Source organism: Burkholderia sp. IO2, from assembly GCF_029522185.1.
Classification (GTDB): Bacteria; Pseudomonadota; Gammaproteobacteria; order Burkholderiales; family Burkholderiaceae; genus Burkholderia; species Burkholderia cenocepacia.
In genome coordinates, this window is sequence record NZ_JAKWFH010000005.1 from 12,569 (window position 1) to 33,867 (window position 21,299).

At 67.3% G+C, this 21,299-nt stretch carries 18 protein-coding genes; 10 read left to right on the forward strand and 8 right to left on the reverse strand.

Translation table 11 applies throughout. The features are described 5' to 3' along the window. Positions 1-12: 12 nt before the first annotated feature. Entirely contained in the window at positions 13-1,506 is a 1,494-nt protein-coding gene (locus MMB92_RS04325) for a TolC family protein (RefSeq protein WP_277562559.1), read from the reverse strand. 116 nt (positions 1,507-1,622) lie between these two features. Here MMB92_RS04325 and MMB92_RS04330 point away from each other — a divergent pair, with 116 nt between their 5' ends. After that, positions 1,623-2,396, forward strand: a complete 774-nt coding sequence (locus MMB92_RS04330; protein WP_006494477.1) for a helix-turn-helix transcriptional regulator — start codon at positions 1,623-1,625, stop codon at positions 2,394-2,396. Positions 2,397-2,515: 119 nt separating this feature from the next. Continuing rightward, positions 2,516-3,502 carry a LysR family transcriptional regulator gene (locus tag MMB92_RS04335; protein ID WP_277562560.1) on the forward strand — a complete coding sequence of 329 codons (987 nt, stop codon included), beginning with the start codon at positions 2,516-2,518 and terminating at the stop codon, positions 3,500-3,502. A gap of 28 nt (positions 3,503-3,530) precedes the next feature. On the opposite strand, the gene MMB92_RS04340 is transcribed toward MMB92_RS04335, so the two are convergent. The 5 genes from MMB92_RS04340 to MMB92_RS04360 are packed head-to-tail and all read right to left on the reverse strand — an operon-like array spanning position 3,531 to position 9,742. Beyond that, positions 3,531-4,019: an SRPBCC family protein gene (locus MMB92_RS04340; protein ID WP_006491040.1), complete on the reverse strand. Its 489-nt coding sequence runs from the start codon at positions 4,017-4,019 to the stop codon at positions 3,531-3,533. 55 nt (positions 4,020-4,074) lie between these two features. Continuing rightward, positions 4,075-7,641, reverse strand: coding sequence for an amino acid adenylation domain-containing protein (locus MMB92_RS04345; protein WP_277562561.1), 3,567 nt, complete (start codon positions 7,639-7,641; stop codon positions 4,075-4,077). A 9-nt stretch (positions 7,642-7,650) separates the two neighbouring features. Continuing rightward, positions 7,651-8,577 carry a diiron oxygenase gene (locus tag MMB92_RS04350; protein WP_006479989.1) on the reverse strand — a complete coding sequence of 309 codons (927 nt, stop codon included), beginning with the start codon at positions 8,575-8,577 and terminating at the stop codon, positions 7,651-7,653. Continuing rightward, positions 8,574-8,963: a hypothetical protein gene (locus tag MMB92_RS04355; RefSeq protein WP_006479990.1), complete on the reverse strand. Its 390-nt coding sequence runs from the start codon at positions 8,961-8,963 to the stop codon at positions 8,574-8,576. Before MMB92_RS04355 ends, MMB92_RS04350 begins: the two co-directional genes overlap by 4 nt. Continuing rightward, the gene (locus tag MMB92_RS04360; RefSeq protein ID WP_006479991.1) at positions 8,960-9,742 is read right to left on the reverse strand and encodes a DUF3050 domain-containing protein; all 783 of its coding nucleotides are present in this window, start codon (positions 9,740-9,742) and stop codon (positions 8,960-8,962) included. The genes MMB92_RS04355 and MMB92_RS04360 overlap by 4 nt, the downstream gene beginning before the upstream one ends. Positions 9,743-10,139: 397 nt before the next feature. On the opposite strand from MMB92_RS04360, the gene MMB92_RS04365 reads away from it, so the two are divergent. Both MMB92_RS04365 and MMB92_RS04370 read left to right on the forward strand, forming a co-directional pair. Continuing rightward, complete coding sequence (locus tag MMB92_RS04365) at positions 10,140-11,501, forward strand: condensation domain-containing protein (RefSeq protein ID WP_277562562.1); 1,362 nt, start codon at positions 10,140-10,142, stop codon at positions 11,499-11,501. A 56-nt stretch (positions 11,502-11,557) separates the two neighbouring features. Next, positions 11,558-12,904 (forward strand): aspartate aminotransferase family protein, encoded by a 1,347-nt coding sequence (locus tag MMB92_RS04370; RefSeq protein WP_277562563.1) that lies wholly within the window; start codon positions 11,558-11,560, stop codon positions 12,902-12,904. A gap of 23 nt (positions 12,905-12,927) precedes the next feature. Here the strand turns inward: MMB92_RS04370 and MMB92_RS04375 are convergent, their stop codons facing one another. Beyond that, complete coding sequence (locus tag MMB92_RS04375; RefSeq protein ID WP_006494483.1) at positions 12,928-13,743, reverse strand: helix-turn-helix transcriptional regulator; 816 nt, start codon at positions 13,741-13,743, stop codon at positions 12,928-12,930. Between the two features lie 196 nt (positions 13,744-13,939). On the opposite strand from MMB92_RS04375, the gene MMB92_RS04380 reads away from it, so the two are divergent. Further along, on the forward strand, positions 13,940-14,653 hold the full coding sequence (locus MMB92_RS04380; protein WP_006490829.1) for an autoinducer binding domain-containing protein: 714 nt from the start codon (positions 13,940-13,942) through the stop codon (positions 14,651-14,653). Positions 14,654-14,724: 71 nt separating this feature from the next. Here MMB92_RS04380 and leuA read toward each other — a convergent pair whose 3' ends face one another. Then, positions 14,725-16,434 (reverse strand): 2-isopropylmalate synthase, encoded by a 1,710-nt coding sequence (gene leuA / locus MMB92_RS04385; RefSeq protein ID WP_185642966.1) that lies wholly within the window; start codon positions 16,432-16,434, stop codon positions 14,725-14,727. Positions 16,435-17,379: 945 nt separating this feature from the next. On the opposite strand from leuA, the gene MMB92_RS04390 reads away from it, so the two are divergent. The 5 genes from MMB92_RS04390 (at position 17,380) to MMB92_RS04410 (ending at position 21,231) form a co-directional block, all read left to right on the forward strand. Then, on the forward strand, positions 17,380-17,769 hold the full coding sequence (locus MMB92_RS04390; protein WP_006479996.1) for a fucose-binding lectin II: 390 nt from the start codon (positions 17,380-17,382) through the stop codon (positions 17,767-17,769). A 122-nt stretch (positions 17,770-17,891) separates the two neighbouring features. Continuing rightward, the gene (locus MMB92_RS04395) at positions 17,892-18,713 is read left to right on the forward strand and encodes a fucose-binding lectin II (protein WP_277562564.1); all 822 of its coding nucleotides are present in this window, start codon (positions 17,892-17,894) and stop codon (positions 18,711-18,713) included. A 162-nt stretch (positions 18,714-18,875) separates the two neighbouring features. Continuing rightward, positions 18,876-19,610, forward strand: coding sequence for a fucose-binding lectin II (locus tag MMB92_RS04400; protein ID WP_058902548.1), 735 nt, complete (start codon positions 18,876-18,878; stop codon positions 19,608-19,610). Positions 19,611-19,853: 243 nt separating this feature from the next. Continuing rightward, entirely contained in the window at positions 19,854-20,201 is a 348-nt protein-coding gene (locus MMB92_RS04405) for a hypothetical protein (protein WP_124592211.1), read from the forward strand. Between the two features lie 637 nt (positions 20,202-20,838). Next, on the forward strand, positions 20,839-21,231 hold the full coding sequence (locus MMB92_RS04410; protein WP_023474824.1) for a fucose-binding lectin II: 393 nt from the start codon (positions 20,839-20,841) through the stop codon (positions 21,229-21,231). Positions 21,232-21,299: the final 68 nt, after the last annotated feature.

Consider the following 21,299-nt stretch of genomic DNA (forward strand, 5'->3'; position numbering starts at 1 on the left):
GAACGCGGCCGGCTACGGTTGCCAGCCGCCTCCGAGCGCCTTGAACACGGCGACCTGGTCGAGCGAGACCTGCTGCGTCGACTCGGCCAGCGCCGAATCGACCGCGACGAGGCTGCGCTGCGCGTCGAGCACGCCGAGGAAATCGAGGGCTCCGGCTTCGTAGTTCAGCTCGGCGAGGCGATAGGCGCGCGCATGCTCGGCGCGCGCGGTTTCGAGCGCGGCGCGGCGGCGCCACGCGGCGCCGTACCGGGCCAGCGCCTGCTCGGTTTCCTTCAGCGCACGCAGCACCTGCGCATCGAATTGCGCACGGGCGAGCGTGTCGTCGGCGCGGGCCTGCGCGAGCCGCGCGCGGCTCGCCGCCATGTTCGGAAAGCGCCACGTGATCAGCGGGCCGACGCCCCACGCGATCGCGTACTTGTCGCCGAGCGTCGACGGATCGCCGCCGGTCGACAGCCAGTTCACCGAGCCGCCGAGCGAAATCGACGGATACAGTTCGGCCGTCGCCACGCCGATCCGCGCATTCGCGGCGGCCAGCTGGCGCTCGCTCTCGCGCAGGTCGGGGCGGCGGCGCAGCAGCGACGCGCCGTCGCCGACCGGGAACGGCCGCGCGAGCACGGGCGCGGTGCGGCAATGCGCGACGGCGTCGGGCAGCGCGCCGGGCGCGCGCCCGGTCAGCACGGCCAGTTCGTACAGCGCCGCGCGCCGCGAGCCGACGAGCGCGGGCAGATCGGCGCGCGTGTCGTCGGCGAACGCGCGCGAGCGTGCCACTTCGAGGTCGGACACGAGCCCGTGCGCGCGCTGCTTCGCCGTCAGCGCGGCCAGCCGGTCGGCGATGCCGACCGACTGCTGCGCCACGTCGATCCGCTCGCCGTACGCGCACACCTGCGCATAGGCGGCCGTCGTCTCGGCGGCCACCACGACACGCATCGCATCGGACGCGGCCTGCACCGCGTCGGCGTCGGCCCGCGCAGCGTCGACCAGATGACGCACGCGGCCCCACAGATCGACTTCCCACGACAACGAGAACGACGGCGCGAAACCCCAGCGCGTGCGCGCATCGGTGTCCTTGGCCGCCGCGACGATCTGGTCGGGCGCGTGCTTGCCGTAGTCGACGCCGAAGCCGGCCGTCGTGTCGGGCAGCCGCGCGGCGCCGGCCTCGTCGAACACGGCACGCGCGCGCTCGACCCGTGCGACGGCCGCCGCGAGATCGCGGTTCTGCGCGAGCGCATCGCGCACCAGACCGTCGAGTACGGGATCGTCGTACAGGCGCCACCAGCGTTGCGGCGGTTCGCCGGCGGCCACGGCCGGCACGTCGGCCACCGCGTCGAACGGCCCGGTGCGCGTTGCGTCGGACACCGGCGGCCGATACGGCTCGCCGACCGAACACGCGGCCAGCGCAGCCGACGCCAGCAGCACGGCCGCACAGGTGGCGCGCCGCACGCGCGGCAAGCGTGTCTCGACGGCGGGAGAAACGAGCGAAGCGGACGGAATGGACGGAACGCGCATCGGGTGGCAGTGGCAAGGAGGTCGAACAAACGATGGGCTTATGGTAATTTCGACCTATGCGGTCGATCTCGCGCGTAAAGCGCATTCGTCGTCGAGAAAAGGACAATCCCGATCAATTGGAAAATTTCTTCATCGCACTCGAGCGTCAGGCGCGCGACAAGCAGATCGCCGTCGTCGCCTCCGACTCGCCGGCGGGCATGGCGTACCCGCCGCATTCGCACCGCCAGGGCCAGCTGATCCACGCGATTTCCGGCGTGATGATCGTGCACGCGGACGCGGGCAGCTGGGTCGTGCCGACGGGCCGCGCGGTGTGGGTGCCGGGCGGCACGCAGCACGAGATCCGCTCGGCCGGCGACGTGCAGATGCGCACCGTGTTCGTCGGCCCGGAAGTGCGGCCGAGCCTGCCGACCGAATGCCGGGTGATCGAGGTCGGCACGCTGCTGCGCGAACTGATCGTGACGGCCTGCGACCTGCCCGCCGACTACGACCTGTCGCACCGCGCGGGCCGCGTGCTCGCACTGATCCTCGACGAGATCGAGATCGCGCCGTCGCTGTCGCTGCACGTGCCGATGCCGCGCCATCCCGCGCTCGTCGCGCTGTGCACGCGGCTCATCAACGACCCGTCGTCGGCCGTCACGCTGCAGGCGTGGGCGCGCGACGCGCACATGAACGAGCGCACGCTCGCCCGCGCGTTCAAGCGCGAGACGGGCATGACGCACGGCGCATGGTGCCGCCACGCGCGGCTGCTGCTGAGCCTGCCGCGCCTCGCCGCCGGCACGCCGATCCTCGAACTCGCGCTCGAACACGGCTACGACAGCCCCAGCGCATTCGCTGCGATGTTCCGCAAGGCGCTCGGCGTCGCGCCGAGCGAATACTTCCGGCGGCGCTGACCCGGGCGTCGATTGTCCGTTTTGCGACGATCGATCGCTGATGCGCGCGCGCGGCGTGCCGTGGCCGTCGCTACAGTAGCGGCATTGCCATACGGCCAGCCGGAGGTTTCGTTATCCCGATGGATCTGATTCAAAGCATGCAGGCGTTCGTCACGCTCGCGGACGCGGGCACCTTCACCGAGACCGGCAAACGGCTCGGCATCACGACCGCGCACGTCAGCCGGCTCGTCGCGTCGCTCGAGCATCGTCTCGGCATCCGGTTGCTGAACCGCACGACGCGTTCGATGTGCCTGACCGAAGCGGGCGAACGCTATCTGGCGCGCGCCCGCGACATCACGCTGGCCGTCGATGCGAGCGAGCGCGAGGCGCGCGACGCGCGCGTGCATCCGCACGGCCGGCTGCGCGCGCATTGCAGCGCCAGCATCGCGAACCATTTCGTGATTCCGCTGATCGGGCAATTCCAGGCGCGCTACCCGGACGTCAGCGTCGACCTGACGCTCGCGCCGCACCTGCCGAAACTGGTGCGCGACAGCTACGACGTCGCGGTGATCGCGATGCCGAGCCTGCCGAGTTCCGAGCAGGTCGCGATCGACGTCGGCCGGATCCGCAGCGTGCTGTGCGCGTCGCCCGCGTATCTCGATGCGCACGGCATGCCCGATTCGCCGGGCGCGCTGGTTCACCATCGCTGCGTGCAACTGGTCGCGCCCGCCTATCACGAGCGCATCTGGACGCTCTGGAACGGTGCGGAAGCGCAAACGGTGGACGTCGATCCGTCGATGACGGCCGACGTCGCCGCGTCGCTCGCGATCGCGGTGCGCGAAGGCGCGGGGATCGGGCTGCTGCCGGACTTCGTCGCCGCGGCGGACCTGCGCTCGGGCGCGCTGGTGCGCGTGCTGCCCGACTACCAGGCGGAAGAAATCGGCGTGTTCCTGGTGTACGCGTCGCGCCAGCATCTCGATGCGAAGACGCGCGCCTGGGTCGACTTCATGAAGGCCGCGCTGCGCGATGCGTTCGCGCAGATGCACGACGACGCATGCGCACCACCGGCCGGGAAGAAAAGCCACGCGCCAGGCAAGGCCGGCGTGTGGGCCGGCGCCGCCGCATAGCGGCACGGCGCCGGCGGGCGATATACGGTTACTGCGGCTTGAACAGCGCGCGCAGGTTCGTCATCGCCATGTCGAGGAAGCCGGTGACGAACGCATCGAATTCCGGCTGGCGCGCAGCGCCGCCGTGCGACGGTTCGCCGGCGATGTCCCACGTCACCGTGCAGGCGTGGTCGCCGCGCGGTTCGACGCGCATCAGCGCCCACAGATTGCCGATGTCGAACGACGTATGGATCAGGCTCCACGTCATCACCATCGCTTCGTCGTCGTGGCTGTTGAGCTGTTCCACGACGACGTTGCCGTCCGCGAAATGCTTGATGCGCAGCGAGCGCACGCCTTCGCCGATCATGTCGGTATGGTCGAGCCCCGTGATGAAGCGCGAGAAGCCGGCGAAATCGCCGACCACGCGCCACGCGTCGCGCGCCGGCACGTCGAGATCGGCCGAGCCGGACAGGATCGGCGTTTGCGGCGCGTAGACGAGCGTGGACGGACGGGGTTGCGTTGCAGTACGTTGCAGCATGATGCCTCCTTGATGAATGATGCGATGACAGCGATTGATCAAACGGGGTACGTCTTCACCACGCGGGTTCGGGCTCGGCGTCGCGGCGGGCGTCGTTCGCGCGCGGCGCCGGCTCGGGCGGCGGCGGCATGAAGCCGCATTCGGCGAGGTAGCCGAAATGCGCATCGAGCAGCGCGTCGTCCTTGTCCGGATACGTGACGCCTAGCCGGCGCAGCGTCGCCTCGGTGCGCGCGTGATCGATCACGGCCATGTCGCCGATATCGTCCTGCCGGTCGTCGAGATAGAACGCGACGACGTCGAACAGCGCATTCGATTCGTCGATCGACAACAGCCGCTCGCGCCAGACCCCGGGCGCTTCGAATCGCAGCGGATAGCCGCGCCGCGCGAGTGCGCGCAGGTAGCCGGCCCAGTCGAGCGGACGCGGGTTGTGCAGATGGAACACGCGCTCGGTGCGCGCACCGTCGAGCGTGCACGCGACGATCGCCCGCGCCAGGTAGTCGACCGGGCTCAGGTCGAACAGCCCGCCCTCGCTCGCGAGCGGCGCGCAGCCGAGCTGCACCGCGCCCTTGAGCAGCAGCAGGATCCGGTTGCGTCCCGGCTGGCACAGCCCCGTGCGCGAATGGCCCGTGATGTTGCCGGGCCGCAGGATCGTCGTGTCGATCCCCCGCGCAGCCGCTTCGGCAACGAGATGCTCGGACACCCACTTCGTCAGGTTGTAGCCGTTGTTGACGAAGGCAGGGCCGGCCTCCGACGGGGCCGCCTCGATCAGGCGGCCCGTCGGGCCCGTCGCGCTCGCCGCGGATAGCGTCGATACGAAATGCAGCGCCTTGCGGCGGCCGCTGCAGCACAGGCGGAGCAGTTCGAGCGTCGAGCCGACGTTCTCCGCGTGCAGGTACGGGTAGTCGTACACGTGGTTCACGTGTGCGCCGTTGTGATGAATCGCGCCGACCTCGGCCGCGAGCGTCTGCCACACCGCATCCGACAGCCCGAGGCGCGGTGCGCCGAGATCGCCGCGCAGCACCCGCACGCGCGGATGCCCGCACAGATGGCCGAGCCCGTTGACGAACGCCGCTTCGTCGAGCCGCCGGCGCGCGCTCGCATCGTCGTCGCCGCGCACGACGCAGTAGACGATCTGATTGGTGCGGCTGATCAGCTCGCTGAGGATGAAGCTGCCCAGGAAGCCGTTCGCACCGGTCAGCAGCACCGCGCCGGGGCCGTCGCCCGCCGACTGGCCGGCCGGCAGTCGCACGTCGTCGGGCAGCCGGCGATCGTCGTGCACGCGCGCCGGCACGTTCGCGCCGCGCTCGCCCGTTTCGTCGGTCAGCAGCGCCGCGAGCGCGGCGATCGTCGGCCGCTCCATGAAACGCGCGAGCGCCGCGTTGCCGCCCAGTTCGCGCTTCACCGCCAGCATCAGCCGCGACACCAGCAACGAATGGCCGCCCAGTTCGAAGAACGACGCGTCGCGGCCGATCTCGTCCGGCGCGAGTTCGAGCAGCGTCGCCCACATCTCGGCGAGACGCATCTCCAGCGCGCCGCGCGGGGCATCGCGCGTGTCGCTTCCCGCACGCGACACCGGCAGGCGCGCGAGCGCGGCCCGATCGATCTTGCCGTTCGGCGTCGCGGGCAGCACGTCGAGCGTCGTGATGTCGTACGGCACCATGTAGTCGGGCAGCGTGGCGGCCAGCACGGCGCGCAGCGCATCGGGCGTCGCCGCCGCGTCGACCGGCTTCGCGGCGAACAGGCGGATGCGCTTGCGCTCGTCGGGCACCACCGCGCACTGGCGGTACAGCCCCGCCGCCAGCGCGGCCGTCTCGATCTCACCCGGCTCGACCCGAAAACCGCGAATCTTCAATTGCGTGTCGCGGCGGCCCACGTAGCGCAGCGTGCCGTCCGGCTCCCAGCTCGCGATATCGCCGGTCCGGTACATCGTCGCGCCCGGCGCGCCGTACGGATCGGCGACGAAACGCTCGGCGCTCAGGTCGGGCCGGCCGAGATAGCCGAGCCCGACGCCCGCGCCGGCGATGCACAGCTCGCCCTCCTCGCCGGTGAGCGTCGGACGGCCGTCGGCCGCGAGCACGTGGCAGCGCGCGTTCGCGATCGGCCGGCCGATGCGCCGGTTGCTGTCGCCGGCGCGCAGTTCGCCCGTCGTCGCGAGCACCGTGCATTCGGTCGGCCCGTAGATGTTGTGCAGCCGCCGGTTCGCGCTCCAGCGCGCGATCGTGTCGGGGTCGCACACGTCGCCGCCCGTGACGAGATGCGCGAGCGCGGGCCAGTCGCAATCCGGCAGCGCCGCGAGCAGCGCGGGCGGCAGGAACGCGTGCGTGATGCGCGCGTCGGCGACGAGCGTCGCGAGCGCGTCGAGTTCGCGGCGCTGCGCTTCGCTCGGCGCGACCAGCGTCGCGCCGGCGAGCCAGGTCGGGAACATGTCGAGCAGCGACGCATCGAACGCGACCGTCGAGAACTGCAGCACGCGCGACGACGCATCGAGCGACACGTGCGCGCGATACCAGTGGCAGAACTGCACGATGTTCCGGTGCGACAGCATCACGCCCTTCGGCACGCCAGTCGACCCCGACGTGTAGATCGCGACCGCGCAGCGCGCATCGCGATCCGCATCCCGTTCGAGCGGCCACTGGCCGGCCAGCGCATCGGGCGAGGCGTGCGCGTCTGCTTCCGCGTGCGCGCCGCAGTCGATCACGTCGAGGTCGAATCCGTCGAGCAGCGCCGGCTCGACCGCACCGCCGACGACGAGCGCCTGCGCCCCCGATTCACGCAGGATCGTGCGGGCCCGCTCGGGCGGAAACGCCGGATCGAGCGGCACGCAGGTCGCGCCGGCGCCCAGCACGCCGACGATCGCCGGGTACAGCGCGACGCCCTTGTCGAGCCGCACGGCGACCACGCGCGGCGCGGCCGGCCGCGCGGCGATGCGCGCGGCAACCTGGCGGGCGCGCGCGACCAGCTCGCGATAGGTCAGTTGGCCGTCGGCCGCGACGAGCGCGCAGGCGTCCGGCGCAGCGGCCGCCGCACGCGACACGAGCTCCGGCAGCGACGGCTCGCACGGCCACGCGGCGGCCGTGTCATTAGACGCATGCCAGCCGGCCAGCCGTTCGAGATCGAGCACGATGTCGGCCGGCCCGGGCGGCGTCGCGCGCGGCGCGTCGTTCGGGTCGCTCAGCTCGCGGGCGATCCCGCTCGCGACTTCGTGCATCAGATCGACCGCGCACGCGGCGATCTCGTCCGCGAGATCGGCGCCGTTGAGCGCCGCGCCGAACGCGAGCGTCGCGTCGGCCAGCACGCGCATGTCGCCCGGCGCCGCGTCGGTCAGCCACGCGACGCGTACCTCGCGCGGCGGAAACGCATCGGCGACGATCTCGCAATGCAGCGGCCGTGCGTGCGCGCAGTGCACGGCGGGGTCCGGCGCGCCGCAGACGATCGACCACTCGGCCGCGTTGCGCAACGGTTCGGGCGCCGGCGCCGGCAACAGCAGCGCATCGGCCGCGTCGCGCAGCGGGCCGTCGCGTCCGTCGGCGATACAGACGGTATGACCGGTCGCCTCGAGTTCAGACGCCAGCCGTGCGGCGAGACGGGTCTGCCCGCCGATCGCAATGATGATCGCTTTCATCGACGTGACTCACAGGTAGTCGGACAAGGCCGCGCGGGTCGGCGCGTGATCGAGCAGGCCGCTCATCCGGAAGAACTGCCGGATGTTGACGATCATCGGATGCTGGCTCGTGATCGGATATGCGCCGACCATGTCGTCCGCGATCCGCGCACGCTCGGCGGCCGGCAGATCGAGCGCATCGATCAGGCGGCGATCGAACTGCAGTTGCAGGTCGGCGCTCAGGTATTCGCGCAGGAAGCACGGCAGCCCTTCGCCGAGCGCGAGCCGCGCGGGTTCGTCGATCTCCGACCAGTACAGCTTCACGAGATTGATCCAGAACGCCGAGTGACGGCCTTCGTCCGCGAGGTGATCGGCCATCACGCCCTTCACCGAGCGCTTGAGCGTCGCGTCGCGCGAGAACGCCGCGACTTCCGCCGTGACCGTGTTCTCCGAGATCGCGACGCACAGCAGCTCCATGCCGTCGCGATACTGCGCGCCGACCCGCTCGACCGCGCGCGGAATCGCCCGCGACAGCTCGATCTCGCTGTTCGGCGGCAGCGGCGCGATGCCGGTGGCCTCCTCGACCTGCCGCAGGTAGTCCATCGCGACGTACGCGTGGTAGTCCTCGTCGATCACGACGGTCATCGCATCCTGCCGGCATGCAAACGGAAACGGGTGCGCGAAGCGGCCGCGCGCGATCCGCAACGCGGTGGCGTTGACGATCTCCGTTTCGAAGATGATCACGTCCTGGATGTACTTGTAGAAGCTCTGCAGCAGGACGAAATCGCGCACCGCATCGCCCGCGTCGACGATCGCCGGGTGCGCGCACAGCGGCTGGCGTTCGAGCGGGTAATAGCGCAGTTCGTCGTCCTCGACGATCCGCCGCGGGCGCGATCGCACGGTCGCGCGCGCCTCCCAGCGATCGACGTGGCTCACGTAGGTGACGGCGGTCGTCATCGCGTGTCCTCCGGGGAACCGTAGTAATGGATTTCGAGCAGCAGGCAGCCCGCGTCGCTGCGGAACGGGCCATGCGGCGTGCCGGCCGGACGCACGAAGTAGCTGCCTTCCCGATAGGTCGCGCGATACTCGCGCGTCGCGACGTCGACCAGGCTCTGGTCGCCGTCGATCAGGTGCACTTCCTCGTGGTAGTCGTGCAGGAACGGCACGCTCGTGCCCGCGCCCGGATCGAACCGCACGATCCGGGTCCGGATGCCGCGCTTCGCGTGCTCGTCCAGCGTATCGACGAGCACGACCTGGTCGATGCCGTCGTCGAACGCCGCCGGGTGCTCCCACTCGAGCGCCGCGAAATCGACGATGCGCTCCGACAGCCCGCGCGCGTTCATGCCGGCACCACGTTGCGGGTCTGGCCGAGATGCGCGAGCAGCCCGTCCCACAGGCGCATGCGCTCGTCGATCGCATCGAGCCCGGCCTGCAGCGCTTCCTCGAGCTTCGCCGCGTCGCCGTCGGCCGCCTCGCGGATCATCGCGCGCGCCGCCGGCCCGTGCTCGCCCGAATCCACTTCGATGTGGCGGTCGAGGTAATACACGAGCAGCGGGATCGACGAGCGCTCGATCTTCCATTCGTCGAGCAGCGTGCGGAACATGTCGGGAATCACGTTCTCGCGGCCGTAGAAGAAGTTGCCGAGCACCTGGTGCGTCGCGCCCGACGTGCACGCGGCCATCGTCGCCTCGACGAAGCGGATCACCGGCTCCGGTGCATCGACGGCCTTCAGCGCGGCCGACACCGAGAAGCCCGAGCGCACCAGCGACACCATTTCCTCGATGCGCGAGGTCGACGCGCCGACATCGCGCATCGCGTGCAGGTACAGGTCGTAGTGGCTCATGTGGCCGTTCGGCGTTTCGTCCGATTCCTCGCCGAGCACGATCTCGTTGATCAGGCGCGACGCGTTCGCGTTGCGCGGCGCGACCCACGGCACCGCGACGGTCGTCAGGTCCTGCTGCAGCCGCTTCACGAGCGACATGAAATCCCACACGGCGAATACGTGCCATTCCATGAACACGCGCAGCTCGTCGATGGTACGGATCGATCCGAACACCGGATGATGCGCGAGCCGCTCGTGCTGCTCGCCGATTTTTCGCTCCAGCCCTTCCAGTTGATTCACGGGACTCTCCTAGTAATGTCCGCTCGCGCCAGCCCACTGCGCCGGCTTCCGGCGCCGGAAACCGTTTCCGGCGAATTGCCTGCATGCCGTTTTCGGCTTGCGCAGCAATTTCAGGCGTCGATGCTAAATAAGCTGTAAATTTGCCGCCTATTCAAAACGGACATTCTCATATTCTTTCCGGACCAGACTATTCACTCATCCATCAAAGCCTTTACTGGCAAGGACTTTACGAATTACCGACAAAACCGCACGGAATTGACAGCCGCAAATTGGACTGTCTAGGATAAGAATTGCGATTCATCAAAAAATGAAATTCACGATGCGAATATGTATTTTTCATTAAACAAATACACGCATTTAATTCATCCACCGGAATAAGCTTTCCAGGAGAAACGACGTGATCGATTCGACGCTTCAATTGCCGCTGTCCGCGCCGCAGCGGGATTTCTGGGAGGCCGCTCTCGCGTATCCCGCTCCGTCGACGCATATCTACGCGGCCGAGTATTTCGACATTCGCGGCGCGCTCGACACCGGTGCATTCGAACGCGCGCTACGGCAGGTGATTCGCGAGGCGCAGACGTTGCACACGACGCGGATCGTGCTGGATGGCGACACGCCCGTGCGCGTGCTCGACGCCGCGCTCGCCGACGACTGGACGCTCGAACGCGTGGATCTCGCCGGCACGAAAGACGCGCACGCCGTCGCGCTCGCCGGCATGCGCGCGCACTGCACGGGTGCGATCGAACTGGCGCGCGGGCCGTTCTTCCGTCACACGCTGTACCGCATCGCACCGGATCACTACTACTGGTATCACGGTTACGCGCACATTCTGGTCGACGGCTATTCGGGCAGCCTGATCGCCACCCGCGCCGCCGAGCTGTACAGCGCGTTCGCGGCGGGCGCCAAGGCACCGCCCGCGCGCTTCGCGTCGCTCGCGGAGCTGCAACTGGACGAAGACGCGTACCGCGCGTCCGAACAGTTCGCGCACGATCGCCGCTACTGGCTCGAGCGCTTCGCGGACCAGCCGCGCACGGTCACGCTCGCCGGCCCCGCTCGCTTTCCCCAGCGCGACGACGGGCCCGACCTGCGCGAGACGCGCCTCGCCACCGCAACCGAAAGCGCACGCCTCGAGGCGGTCGCCAGGGATCTCTTCACGTCGACGGTGCCGCGGCTCGTCACCGCGCTGACCGCCGCGTACCTGTACCTGAACACCGGCGCGCACGACATCGTGCTGTCGGTCGCCGCGATGGCGCGCACGTCGGCGCGCGAGCGCCGTACGCCGGCGCAGTGCGCGAACATGCTGCCGCTGCGCCTGCACGTCGAGCCGGGCCACACGCTCGACGATCTGTGCCGCCAGGCGAACCGCGAGATGATCGCGCTGCGCCAGCACCAGCGCTACCGGATGGGCGACCTGCACCGCGAGCTGACGTCGCTCGACAACGGCCAGGGCGTGTTCGGCCCCGAGATCAACATCATGGCGTTCGACTACGACCTGCGGTTCGGCGACTGCGTGACGACGTCGCACAACCTGTCCGTCGGCACCACCGACGACCTGATGGTGAACCTGACCGACCGCCGCAACGGCGAACCGCTGCGCTTCGACTTCGACGCGAGTCCGCAGTACTACAGCCGTGATGCGCTGAACGCCCACGTCGGCCAGTTCCTGACTTTCATGCGTGTCGCGCTCGACGAACCGTTCGCGACGCTCGGCGCGCTCGAGAGCCGGCTCGACTTTCAACCGGCGGCGCTCGCCGGCTGAGCGCCACCTGCGTCACCGTGTTGCCCCGTCAAACCGAATCACTACGGAGTCCTGTCATGCCCTATTCGGAATCGCGCTTCTGGCATCCCCGGCAACATCCGCTCGCCGCGTCGCGCCCGCCAGTCCGCATCACGCGCGGCGAAGGCTGCTACCTGTACGACGACACCGGCCGGCCGTATCTCGACGCAGTCGCGTCGCTGTTCAACGTGTACGTCGGCCACGGCCGGCGGGAAATCAAGGAAGCGATCGTCCGGCAGCTCGACGAGCTCGAATATCACCCGGTGTTCGCCGGGTTCAGTCATCCGCGCGCGGAAGAACTGTCGGCGCGGCTGATCGACATGCTCCAGCCGGAAGACATGAGCCGCGTGATCTTCGGCTCCGGCGGCTCGGACGCCGTCGAGGCCGCGCTGATGATCGCTCGGCAGTACTGGAAGGTGTCCGGGCAGCCCGAGCGCACCAAGTTCATCGCGCTGCGCCAGGCTTATCACGGCTCGCACTTCGGCGGCAGCTCCGTCACCGGCAACACCGTCTACCGGCGCAACTACGAGCCGACGCTCGCCGGCTGCTTCCACGTCGAGACGCCTTGGATCTATCGCAACCCGTTCACGCACGACCCGGAAGAGCTCGGCCGCCTGTGCGCGTCGCTCGTCGAGCGCGAGATCCTGTTCCAGGGGCCCGATACCGTAGCCGCCTTCATCGCCGAACCGGTGCAGGCAACCGGCGGCATCATCGTGCCGCCCGCGAACTACTGGCCGTTGGTGCGCGAGGTGTGCGACCGCCACGGCGTGCTGCTGATCGCCGACGAAGTGGTGACCGGCTTCGGCCGGACCGGCGCGGCGTTCGGCAGCCGCGGCTGGGGCGTCGCGCCGGACATCATGTGCCTGGCGAAGGGCGTGTCGTCAGGGTATCTGCCGCTCGGCGCGACCGTCGTCAACCGCCGCATCGAGAACGCGTTCGCGTCCAACCCGGGCGGCATCGGCACGCTGATGCACGGCTACACCTACTCGGGCCACCCGATCGTCTGCGCGGCCGCGCTCGCGAACCTGCAGATCATCGTCGACGAGGATCTCGCCGGCAACGCGGCGCGCGAAGGCGCGTACCTGCTGGAGCGGCTGCAGCCGCTCGTCGACCGCTATCCGGTCGTCGGCGACGTGCGCGGCAAGGGGCTGCTGGTCGGCATCGACCTCGTGAAGGACAAGGCGACGCGCGAATCGATCGAGCCGTCGGACGGCTATGCGGCCGCGCTCGCCGACGCGGTGCGCGATGCGGGCGTGCTGATCCGCTCGCTCGGCAACCGGCTCGCGATCGCGCCGCCGCTCGTGATCGGTCGCGAGGACGTCGACCGCATCGTGCATGCGGTCGAGCACGCGTTCGAAACGGTGCCGCGCTGGACCGCACGCTGAGCGTGACAGCGGGGCGGCGGCGGTCAGCGCGCCGCCGCTTCCGCGGCCGCGAGGTACTGGCTCGGCGTGACGCCGAACGCGCGCTTGAAGGTGGCCGCATAGGTGGTCGGGCTGCGATAGCCGACCTGGTGCGCGGCCTGCGTGACGGGCATGCCGCTCGCGAGCAGCGCGAGCGACATCGACAGCCGCAGTTGCTGGCGCCACGCGGCCACGCTCATGCCGGTCTCGCTGCGAAACAGGCGCGCCAGATGGCGCGCGCTCAGCGCGGCGTCGCGTGCGAGCGTGTCGAGCGGCAGTTCGCAGTGCGGCTCGCGCTGCAGCCGCTCGCACAGCTTCAGCAGGCGCCGGTCGCGCGGCAACGGCAACGTGAGCGGCGTCTGCGCGAGTTCGCTCAGTTCGTCGGCGAACAGGCGCACGAGCGGATCGTGGTCGACGCTGCAATCGAACGGATGCGACACGCGCGTGGCGAGCTCGCGCAGCAGCGGCGAGACGGTCATCGCGCACAGCGTGGCCGGCAGCCGCGCGCCGAGCGCGTCGCCGAGATAGAGCGAGCAGAGCTGGACGTCGTCGGCCACGCGCATCGCATGAACGGTGCGCGCCGGAATCCAGATCGCGCGCAGCGGCGGGGTGATCCAGCGCTGGCCTTCGACGTCGAGTACCAATACGCCGCGCGTCGTAAACAATAGTTGCCCGGCCTGATGCGCGTGCGGGGCATACTCGTGAGCGAGCGCGCGGGCGGGGGCCGACGCGCAGGGCGGTTCGATCGCGCGGATCCCGCCGAAGGCGAACGCGCGCGCGCCGGCGCGCGCGAGGAGAGGCACGTCTTGAACGCTGGTCATGGTCGATCAGTCCTGATACGAAACCGGAGGGGTACCGCAACACGTGAAACGACGGGGGGACAGTGCCCGCACAAGCGGGCCCGTCGTGCGAACAGCCGCCATTAAACCGGCGTCGGCTTCGCCTCAAAACTGTCCTTTTGAACAGGATACGCGCGGGCCGCAATGCACGGCCCGCCCACACCGACGAGGATCACCGATGGACCTGACAATACTGCACGACTGTTTCGACGCACTACAGCGCGCACCCACCGCGGAAGCCGCGTTCCCGCCGATTGCCGCTGCCGCGGCCGCGCTCGGATTCCGGTATTGCGTGTACGGCTTGCGCCGCACGCTGCCGCTCGCCCGGCCCGACATGCAGATCGTCGGCAATCATCCACGCGAATGGGAACACCGTTATGTGAAATTCGGCTACGTCACCATCGATCCGATCATCAAGCGGGTCGCGAGCCAGCCGCGCCCGGTCGTATGGAATGCGTTCGACGAACCGGGCGACACCGCGTTCTGGCACGACGCGGCGTGCTTCGGGATGCGTTACGGCTGGTCGCACGGCGGCTACGACCGGGCCGGCAACCTCGGCGTGCTGACGCTCGTGCGCGACACGACGCCGCTCGACGCGGACGAAATCTCGCGGTTGCGCGCACCCTGTGCGAGCCTCTCGCATGCGGCGCATGCGTACCTGATGCCGCGCCTCGCCGATCCGATCGCGCCGGTCGGCACCGGGCTGACGCTGCGCGAGCGCGAGGTGCTGGCGTGGACGGCCGACGGCAAGACGGCCTACGAAATCGGGATGATCTTCGGGATCGCGGAGCGGACGGTGAAGTTCCACTTGCAGAACGCCGTCGTGAAGCTCGACGCGATGAACAAGACGCATGCGGCCACCAAGGCCGCGATGCTCGGGCTGCTGCCCTAACGGCGCGCACGCGCGCGCCGTGACGTGAAAAAACAACCCGGGCCGGCCCTGCCGCCCGGGTTTCGACCCGCTTATGCGACGGCCTGCACCGCCGGCTGTCCGGCAAAGAAGGTTGCCTGCACAACCTCATCCGCGCGCGCATACGCGCGGTTCACGCCGCTGATCACCGCACGAATCGACGCGGTCGTCAGGTTCGCATCAACCCCCACACCGAACGCGCTGCCGCGCACGCCCGTACCGGCCAGCTCGGCGATCGCGATCGCCTTCGCATCGGCGCCCTGCGACAGCGCGCGTTCCTCGTAATGCTGGATCCGCAGCGGCGTGTGCAGCGCATGCATCAGCGCGTCGAGCGGGCCATTACCTTCACCGCGCAGCACACGGCGCTCGCCGTGCACGTCGGCGGTCAGCACGATCGTCTCGCGGCCGTCGCGCTCGGTCAACTCATGGCTGACATAACGCAGCGGCGTGTCGCTTTCGACGTATTCCTGCTGGAACAGCGCCCAGATCTGCGCGCTCGTCACCTCGTGCCCGCTCTCGTCGGTCAGGCGCTGCACGGCCGCGCTGAAATCGACCTGCATGCGGCGCGGCAGCGCGACGCCGTAGCCCTGTTCGAGCAGGTACGCGATCCCGCCCTTGCCCGACTGGCTGTTCACGCGAATGATCGAATCGTACGTGCGGCCGAGGTCGTTCGGATCGATCGGCAGGTACGGGACTTCCCATACGGTGTCCGCGCGCTGAACCGCGAAGCCCTTCTTGATCGCGTCCTGGTGCGAGCCCGAGAACGCGGTGAACACGAGGTCGCCGACATACGGATGGCGCGGGTGAACCGGCAACTGCGTGCATTCCTCGGACGTGCGCGCGACTTCGTTGATCTGCGAGAAATCGAGGCCCGGATCGACGCCCTGCGTGTACAGGTTCAGCGCGAGCGTCACGAGGTCGACGTTACCCGTGCGTTCGCCGTTGCCGAACAGGCAGCCCTCGATCCGGTCGGCGCCAGCCATCACCGCGAGCTCGGCCGCCGCGACCGCGGTGCCGCGGTCGTTGTGCGGGTGGACGGACAGGATCAGCGAATCGCGGCGCGCGAGGTTGCGGTGCATCCACTCGATCTGGTCCGCATAGTAATTCGGCGTGCCGATTTCCACCGTGGCCGGCAGGTTCACGATCGACTTGCGCTCGGGCGTCGGCTGCCACACGTCGAACACCGCGTCGCACACTTCCTTCGCGAAATCGAGTTCGGTCGCCGTAAACGTTTCCGGGCTGTACTGCAGCGTGAATTGCGTGTCGGTCGCCGCATCGGCGCATCGCTTGATCGTGCGCGCCGCGTTCACCGCGAGCTGCTTCACGCCGTCGCGATCGAGGCTGAACACGATCTTGCGGAATTCCGGCGCGGTCGCGTTGTACAGGTGCACGATCGCGCGCTTCGCGCCGCGCAGCGACGCGAAGGTGCGCTCGATCAGGTCGTCGCGCGCCTGCGTCAGCACCTCGATCGTCACGTCGTCGGGAATGTGGCCGCCCTCGATCAGTTCGCGGACGAAGTTGAAGTCGGTTTCGGACGCGGACGGGAACGCGACCTCGATCTCCTTGAAGCCGATCGCCACCAGCGTCTTGAACATCCGCATCTTGCGCGTGGCGTCCATCGGCTCGAACAGCGCCTGGTTGCCGTCGCGCAGGTCGGTGCTCATCCAGATCGGCGCCTGCGTAATCGTGCGCGACGGCCACGTGCGGTCGGGCAGGTTGACGGGCGTAAACGGTCGGTATTTGGTCGCGGGGTTTTTCAGCATCATGATGTCGGTCCTCGGTCTGTTTGTCGGCGAAGCGCGGCGCGGCGGCCATCGGCGTGATGAGCCGGGTCCATGCGCAGCGGTAAAAACGGCAAAAAAGCGGCACAACGGCAAAGCGGTACGGCAAACGACGGCCTTGGCGGTTGGGCGACCGGGACGGAGCGGAGTGGTGACGGAAGAAAGACGAACTCAGGCGCCGGTCGACAACCGGGGCCAGGTCGGTGATGCGGGGAAAATCTGGCGCTTCAGGAAAGAAGCAGATGGAAAGCGCGCAGCCGCAGACCCAGCCCGGAGAAGCGGGCTAGTAGTCGTAGCGAGAAGAGGAACTGGGCGGCGTGCATGACCGGCATCAAATCACAGGGTGGCCACGGCTGTCAACCGGGCGCATTCATTCCGCGTCGTCCCCCGACACGCGCGTTGGCGCAGAATCAGTCCAGTCCGATAGGCGGCGGCTGGCCCCATCGATATGCTTCACGGGTGCGGCGCCGGTGAGGCCCTATTCATGTTCGGAGTGAGTCGGTCCATCCTCTTCGCCGGTCGCCGCACACCCCTCCCTGCAATCGGGCTTCGGTGTGGGCGTTCGACGGTGGCCGGTGGGCGCGGCCACGACAGAGATGCTGATGTTGAAACGAAACGCTGCCATATGCGAACGCCGAGCGTCTGCTCCGAAGTCCGATTGCCCTCCGCCTCTCCCGCCCCGCTCGCGCATCGTTCAGGAAAACGATACACGCATCGATATAATTTCTCGAATATATCGAAATCCACTTCATTAACTACATTTCACTCAATAGATTGGCATTGCTTTTCGATTTACTGAACAATAGCCATTCACGTACGAATATTTTTTTATTTATTTTTCGTCATGCTCGGTACGTCGCGTTTCAAACGGCAAACGTTTGCGCGACGAGGCCCCTGGCCTTACCTAATAATCCACAGGAGAAAAGCATGGCTGATTCTCAAACGTCATCCAACCGCGCCGGCGAATTCTCGATTCCGCCGAATACCGATTTCCGCGCGATTTTCTTCGCGAATGCCGCCGAGCAACAGCACATCAAATTGTTTATCGGCGACAGCCAGGAACCCGCCGCGTATCACAAGCTGACGACGCGCGACGGCCCGCGCGAAGCCACGCTGAATTCCGGCAACGGCAAGATCCGTTTCGAAGTGTCGGTGAACGGCAAGCCGTCGGCGACCGACGCGCGCCTCGCGCCGATCAACGGCAAGAAGTCGGACGGCTCGCCGTTCACGGTCAACTTCGGGATCGTCGTGTCGGAAGACGGCCACGACAGCGACTACAACGACGGCATCGTCGTGCTCCAGTGGCCGATCGGCTGACCTGACGCACGTTCGACGACCGACCGCCGCCGGCCGCGCCGCGTCCGCGCCGGCCGGCGGTTTGCGCCCGGTACGGCGGCGCCTCGCCCCCGGCCGGCCCCGCCCTCCCTCCGGAGACTCCCATGCCCCTCCTTTCGGCTTCGATCGTTAGCGCGCCCGTCGCGACGTCGGAGACTTACGTCGACATCCCCGGCCTCTACCTCGACGTCGCGAAGGCCGGGATTCGCGACGGCAAACTGCAAGTCATCCTCAACGTGCCGACGCCTTATGCGACCGGCAACAACTTCCCCGGCATCTATTTCGCGATCGCGACGAACCAGGGCGTCGTCGCGGACGGCTGCTTCACGTATTCGTCGAAAGTGCCCGAAAGCACCGGCCGCATGCCGTTCACGCTCGTCGCGACGATCGACGTCGGCAGCGGCGTCACGTTCGTGAAGGGCCAGTGGAAAAGCGTGCGCGGCAGCGCGATGCACATCGATTCGTACGCGAGCCTGTCCGCGCTCGGCGGCACGGCCGCGCCATCGTCGTCGCAAGGCAGCGGCAATCAGGGCGCCGAAACCGGCGGCACCGGGGCCGGCAACATCGGCGGCGGCGGCGAACGCGACGGTACGTTCAATCTCCCGCCGCACATCAAGTTCGGCGTGACCGCGCTCACCCACGCGGCGAACGACCAGACGATCGACATCTACATCGGCGACGACCCGAAACCGGCCGCGACGTTCAAGGGCGCCGGCGCCCAGGACCAGAACCTCGGCACGAAAGTGCTCGATTCCGGCAACGGACGCGTGCGCGTGATCGTGATGGCGAACGGCAAGCCGTCACGGCTCGGCTCGCGGCAGGTCGACATTTTCAAGAAGTCGTATTTCGGGATCGTCGGGTCGGAAGACGGTGCCGACGACGATTACAACGACGGCATCGTGTTTCTGAACTGGCCGCTCGGCTGAGCGACGGTAGTCGCGAAACATCGCAATGGCGACGGGGCCAGCCACGCATTGCGCATCGTTCGACCAATCATTTGCAGTCCCACTGCTGTACACCGCGCGCGGCCCGGTGAAATCCGTTCGCCGGTCACGCGATGCGGAACCTTCCATCCAGACGAGGACGACATGTCACAACCCTTTACCCACGACGACCTTTACGCGCTGCTGCAACTCGCGGGCAACGACGCCACTGCCGTGCAGGCCAACGGCGATCAGGCCGTGCTCGACCGGATGCGCCGGTTCATGACCGCGCAGCTCGTCGAGAAACTCCCGCAATACGACGTGTTCGTCGATATCGCGACGATCCCGTACAGCTTCGACGTCGGCAGTTGGCAGAACAAGGTGAAAACCGATGCGGCAGGCGAGGTCGTTGCCTGCACGGTGACGTGGGCCGGCGCGCCGGGCGTGTTGCCCGGTGCCGCGGCGAAGTTCGGCGTCGGCGCGGTGGTCAATTACTTCTCGAAAGCGACACCGCAACCCGTGCAGCCGACGCCCGCGCCGACCGGCGGCGGCGAACGCGACGGCGTCTTCAACCTGCCGCCGAACATCGCATTCGGCGTGACCGCGCTGGTCAATTCGTCCGCCCCGCAGACGATCGAGGTGTTCGTCGACGACAATCCGAAACCGGCCGCGACGTTCCAGGGCGCCGGCACGCAGGACGCGAACCTGAACACGCAGATCGTGAACTCGGGCAAGGGAAAGGTGCGGGTGGTCGTGACGGCGAACGGCAAGCCGTCGAAGATCGGCTCGCGTCAGGTCGACATCTTCAAGAAGACCTACTTCGGGCTGGTCGGATCGGAAGATGGCGGCGACGGCGACTACAACGACGGCATCGCGATCCTGAACTGGCCGCTGGGTTGAGTCGCGGCCGCGTGATGAGCGTCGCCACGCCGCGCGGCGTGGCGACTGGTCGGTGCGCATCCGGCATCCGCGCCCCGCGCGTGCGGGAAATCCGGTTTCAGCCCCCGCTGCTTACGCGGTGCCCGGTGGATTGCATCGGCCGGTTTAATCCGCCGTACAAGTTGGACGCGTAGACCCCGAGACTCTATTCTTTCCCGGAGACATGCTGGCACGATAATCATCCCCCAGCCGGTCGCGCCGGACATGGCCATTCCACGCCAATCACAAGGAAAACCGATGTTCAAAGGAGCATTGTTCATTTTTGAAATACTCTTCGTTGCCTTGATCATCATCGAATCGATCATCGAGGCTATCGGCCACGCTGGTCCGGGTAGATGGTACTGGCTGACATGCGCATTTATGTCACTCGCCGGAGCGACAGGTACGGCTTATATCCTGATGTTCCCATTGAGATATGCCAGCAGCACCGACGATTCCTTATCAATAGCACATCCGGCGATCATTTCGATACAACTCATCTGTATCGGAACCCTTCTTTCTCTGCTCGGCATAATTTATTCGTCGATCAAACGATTAACAAAAAAATCATGAAATACGAGGATGCCCCACCGGACACCGACCCGTCCCGGGCTCCGACCGCCTCCGACGTATCCTTTTCGCAATCGGAACACATCGGCTACATGATGTCGCGGGACGCGCCGGCAATCCCTTTGCGACGGGCCCGGAAGCAGGAACCAAGCGGCCACGGCCAGCCGCCGCTTTGGGGTAAATCCGGCCGGGGTCATGTTCGGGCGGCAATGATTGTCAGTCCACATCCAGTTTATCCGGCTTAAACCAGCCAGCACCGCTGGTATCGCTCAATTCGACAGAAAAAGAGGCCCTTGAAAGTCGTCGCGAGACGAGCGTCCACCATCAAGGCAGGCTTCGTTGCTTGATGGCATGCGTTCGAGCATGGCGCGGCCAGATCGAAACACCCTCGGTCAGCATTCAGAGAAATTGAATAATCGACATGTGTCGAATAGCGAATTCCAGAACTCGCATTTACGGCAGAAAAACAATCACAAAGGATCAACAATCCACCGGCTCATTTCAATCGGAAAAGCAATTCATCGAGGAATTGAATATTTTTTCAATTTTTTTATATAGTTTTCTCTAGCCACGTCAAGCGGCAATCCTTCTTCAGGCACGAACGCCATTGCATTACCCGTATCCACTTCCGGAGCCAATCATGTCCGACTTCAAACCGTTCTCCGATCGAAACGCCAACTTCACGCTGCCGCCCAACACGAAATTCCGGGCCGTTCTCTGGGCCAATGCCGCGGAACAGCAGCACATCAAGATTTTTATCGGCGACAGCGAAACGCCGGCCCTTTATCACAAGCTGACCACCCGCGACGGTTCGCGCGAAGCCACGCTGGATTCCGGCAGCGACGGCAAGGTCCGGGTGGAGGTGTCGGTCAACGGCGAGCCGTCCGCCACCGACGCACGGCTCGCGCCGATCAAGGGCAAGTCCAAAGACGGCAAGGATTTCGAGGTCAATTTCGGCATCACCGTCTCCGAGGACCGCCACGACAGCGACTACAACGACGGCATCGTCGTGCTCCAGTGGCCGATTGGCTGACCGAGTGACGACCGCTGACCTGTCAGTTGCCCGGGCAGGTCAGCGGTATTGCAGCCATGCAACGCCGT

Coding starts and splice junctions, on each gene's coding strand:
- MMB92_RS04340 (WP_006491040.1), bottom strand. CDS start 4,019: ATGCTGCAACGTACTGCAACGCAACCCCGTCCGTCCACGCTCGTCTAC.
- leuA (WP_185642966.1), bottom strand. CDS start 16,434: ATGCTGAAAAACCCCGCGACCAAATACCGACCGTTTACGCCCGTCAAC.
- MMB92_RS04390 (WP_006479996.1), top strand. CDS start 17,380: ATGGCTGATTCTCAAACGTCATCCAACCGCGCCGGCGAATTCTCGATT.
- MMB92_RS04345 (WP_277562561.1), bottom strand. CDS start 7,641: ATGAAAGCGATCATCATTGCGATCGGCGGGCAGACCCGTCTCGCCGCA.
- MMB92_RS04335 (WP_277562560.1), top strand. CDS start 2,516: ATGGATCTGATTCAAAGCATGCAGGCGTTCGTCACGCTCGCGGACGCG.
- MMB92_RS04380 (WP_006490829.1), top strand. CDS start 13,940: ATGGACCTGACAATACTGCACGACTGTTTCGACGCACTACAGCGCGCA.
- MMB92_RS04400 (WP_058902548.1), top strand. CDS start 18,876: ATGTCACAACCCTTTACCCACGACGACCTTTACGCGCTGCTGCAACTC.
- MMB92_RS04350 (WP_006479989.1), bottom strand. CDS start 8,577: ATGACGACCGCCGTCACCTACGTGAGCCACGTCGATCGCTGGGAGGCG.
- MMB92_RS04375 (WP_006494483.1), bottom strand. CDS start 13,743: ATGACCAGCGTTCAAGACGTGCCTCTCCTCGCGCGCGCCGGCGCGCGC.
- MMB92_RS04355 (WP_006479990.1), bottom strand. CDS start 8,963: ATGAACGCGCGCGGGCTGTCGGAGCGCATCGTCGATTTCGCGGCGCTC.
- MMB92_RS04325 (WP_277562559.1), bottom strand. CDS start 1,506: ATGCGCGTTCCGTCCATTCCGTCCGCTTCGCTCGTTTCTCCCGCCGTC.
- MMB92_RS04370 (WP_277562563.1), top strand. CDS start 11,558: ATGCCCTATTCGGAATCGCGCTTCTGGCATCCCCGGCAACATCCGCTC.
- MMB92_RS04410 (WP_023474824.1), top strand. CDS start 20,839: ATGTCCGACTTCAAACCGTTCTCCGATCGAAACGCCAACTTCACGCTG.
- MMB92_RS04395 (WP_277562564.1), top strand. CDS start 17,892: ATGCCCCTCCTTTCGGCTTCGATCGTTAGCGCGCCCGTCGCGACGTCG.
- MMB92_RS04405 (WP_124592211.1), top strand. CDS start 19,854: ATGGCCATTCCACGCCAATCACAAGGAAAACCGATGTTCAAAGGAGCA.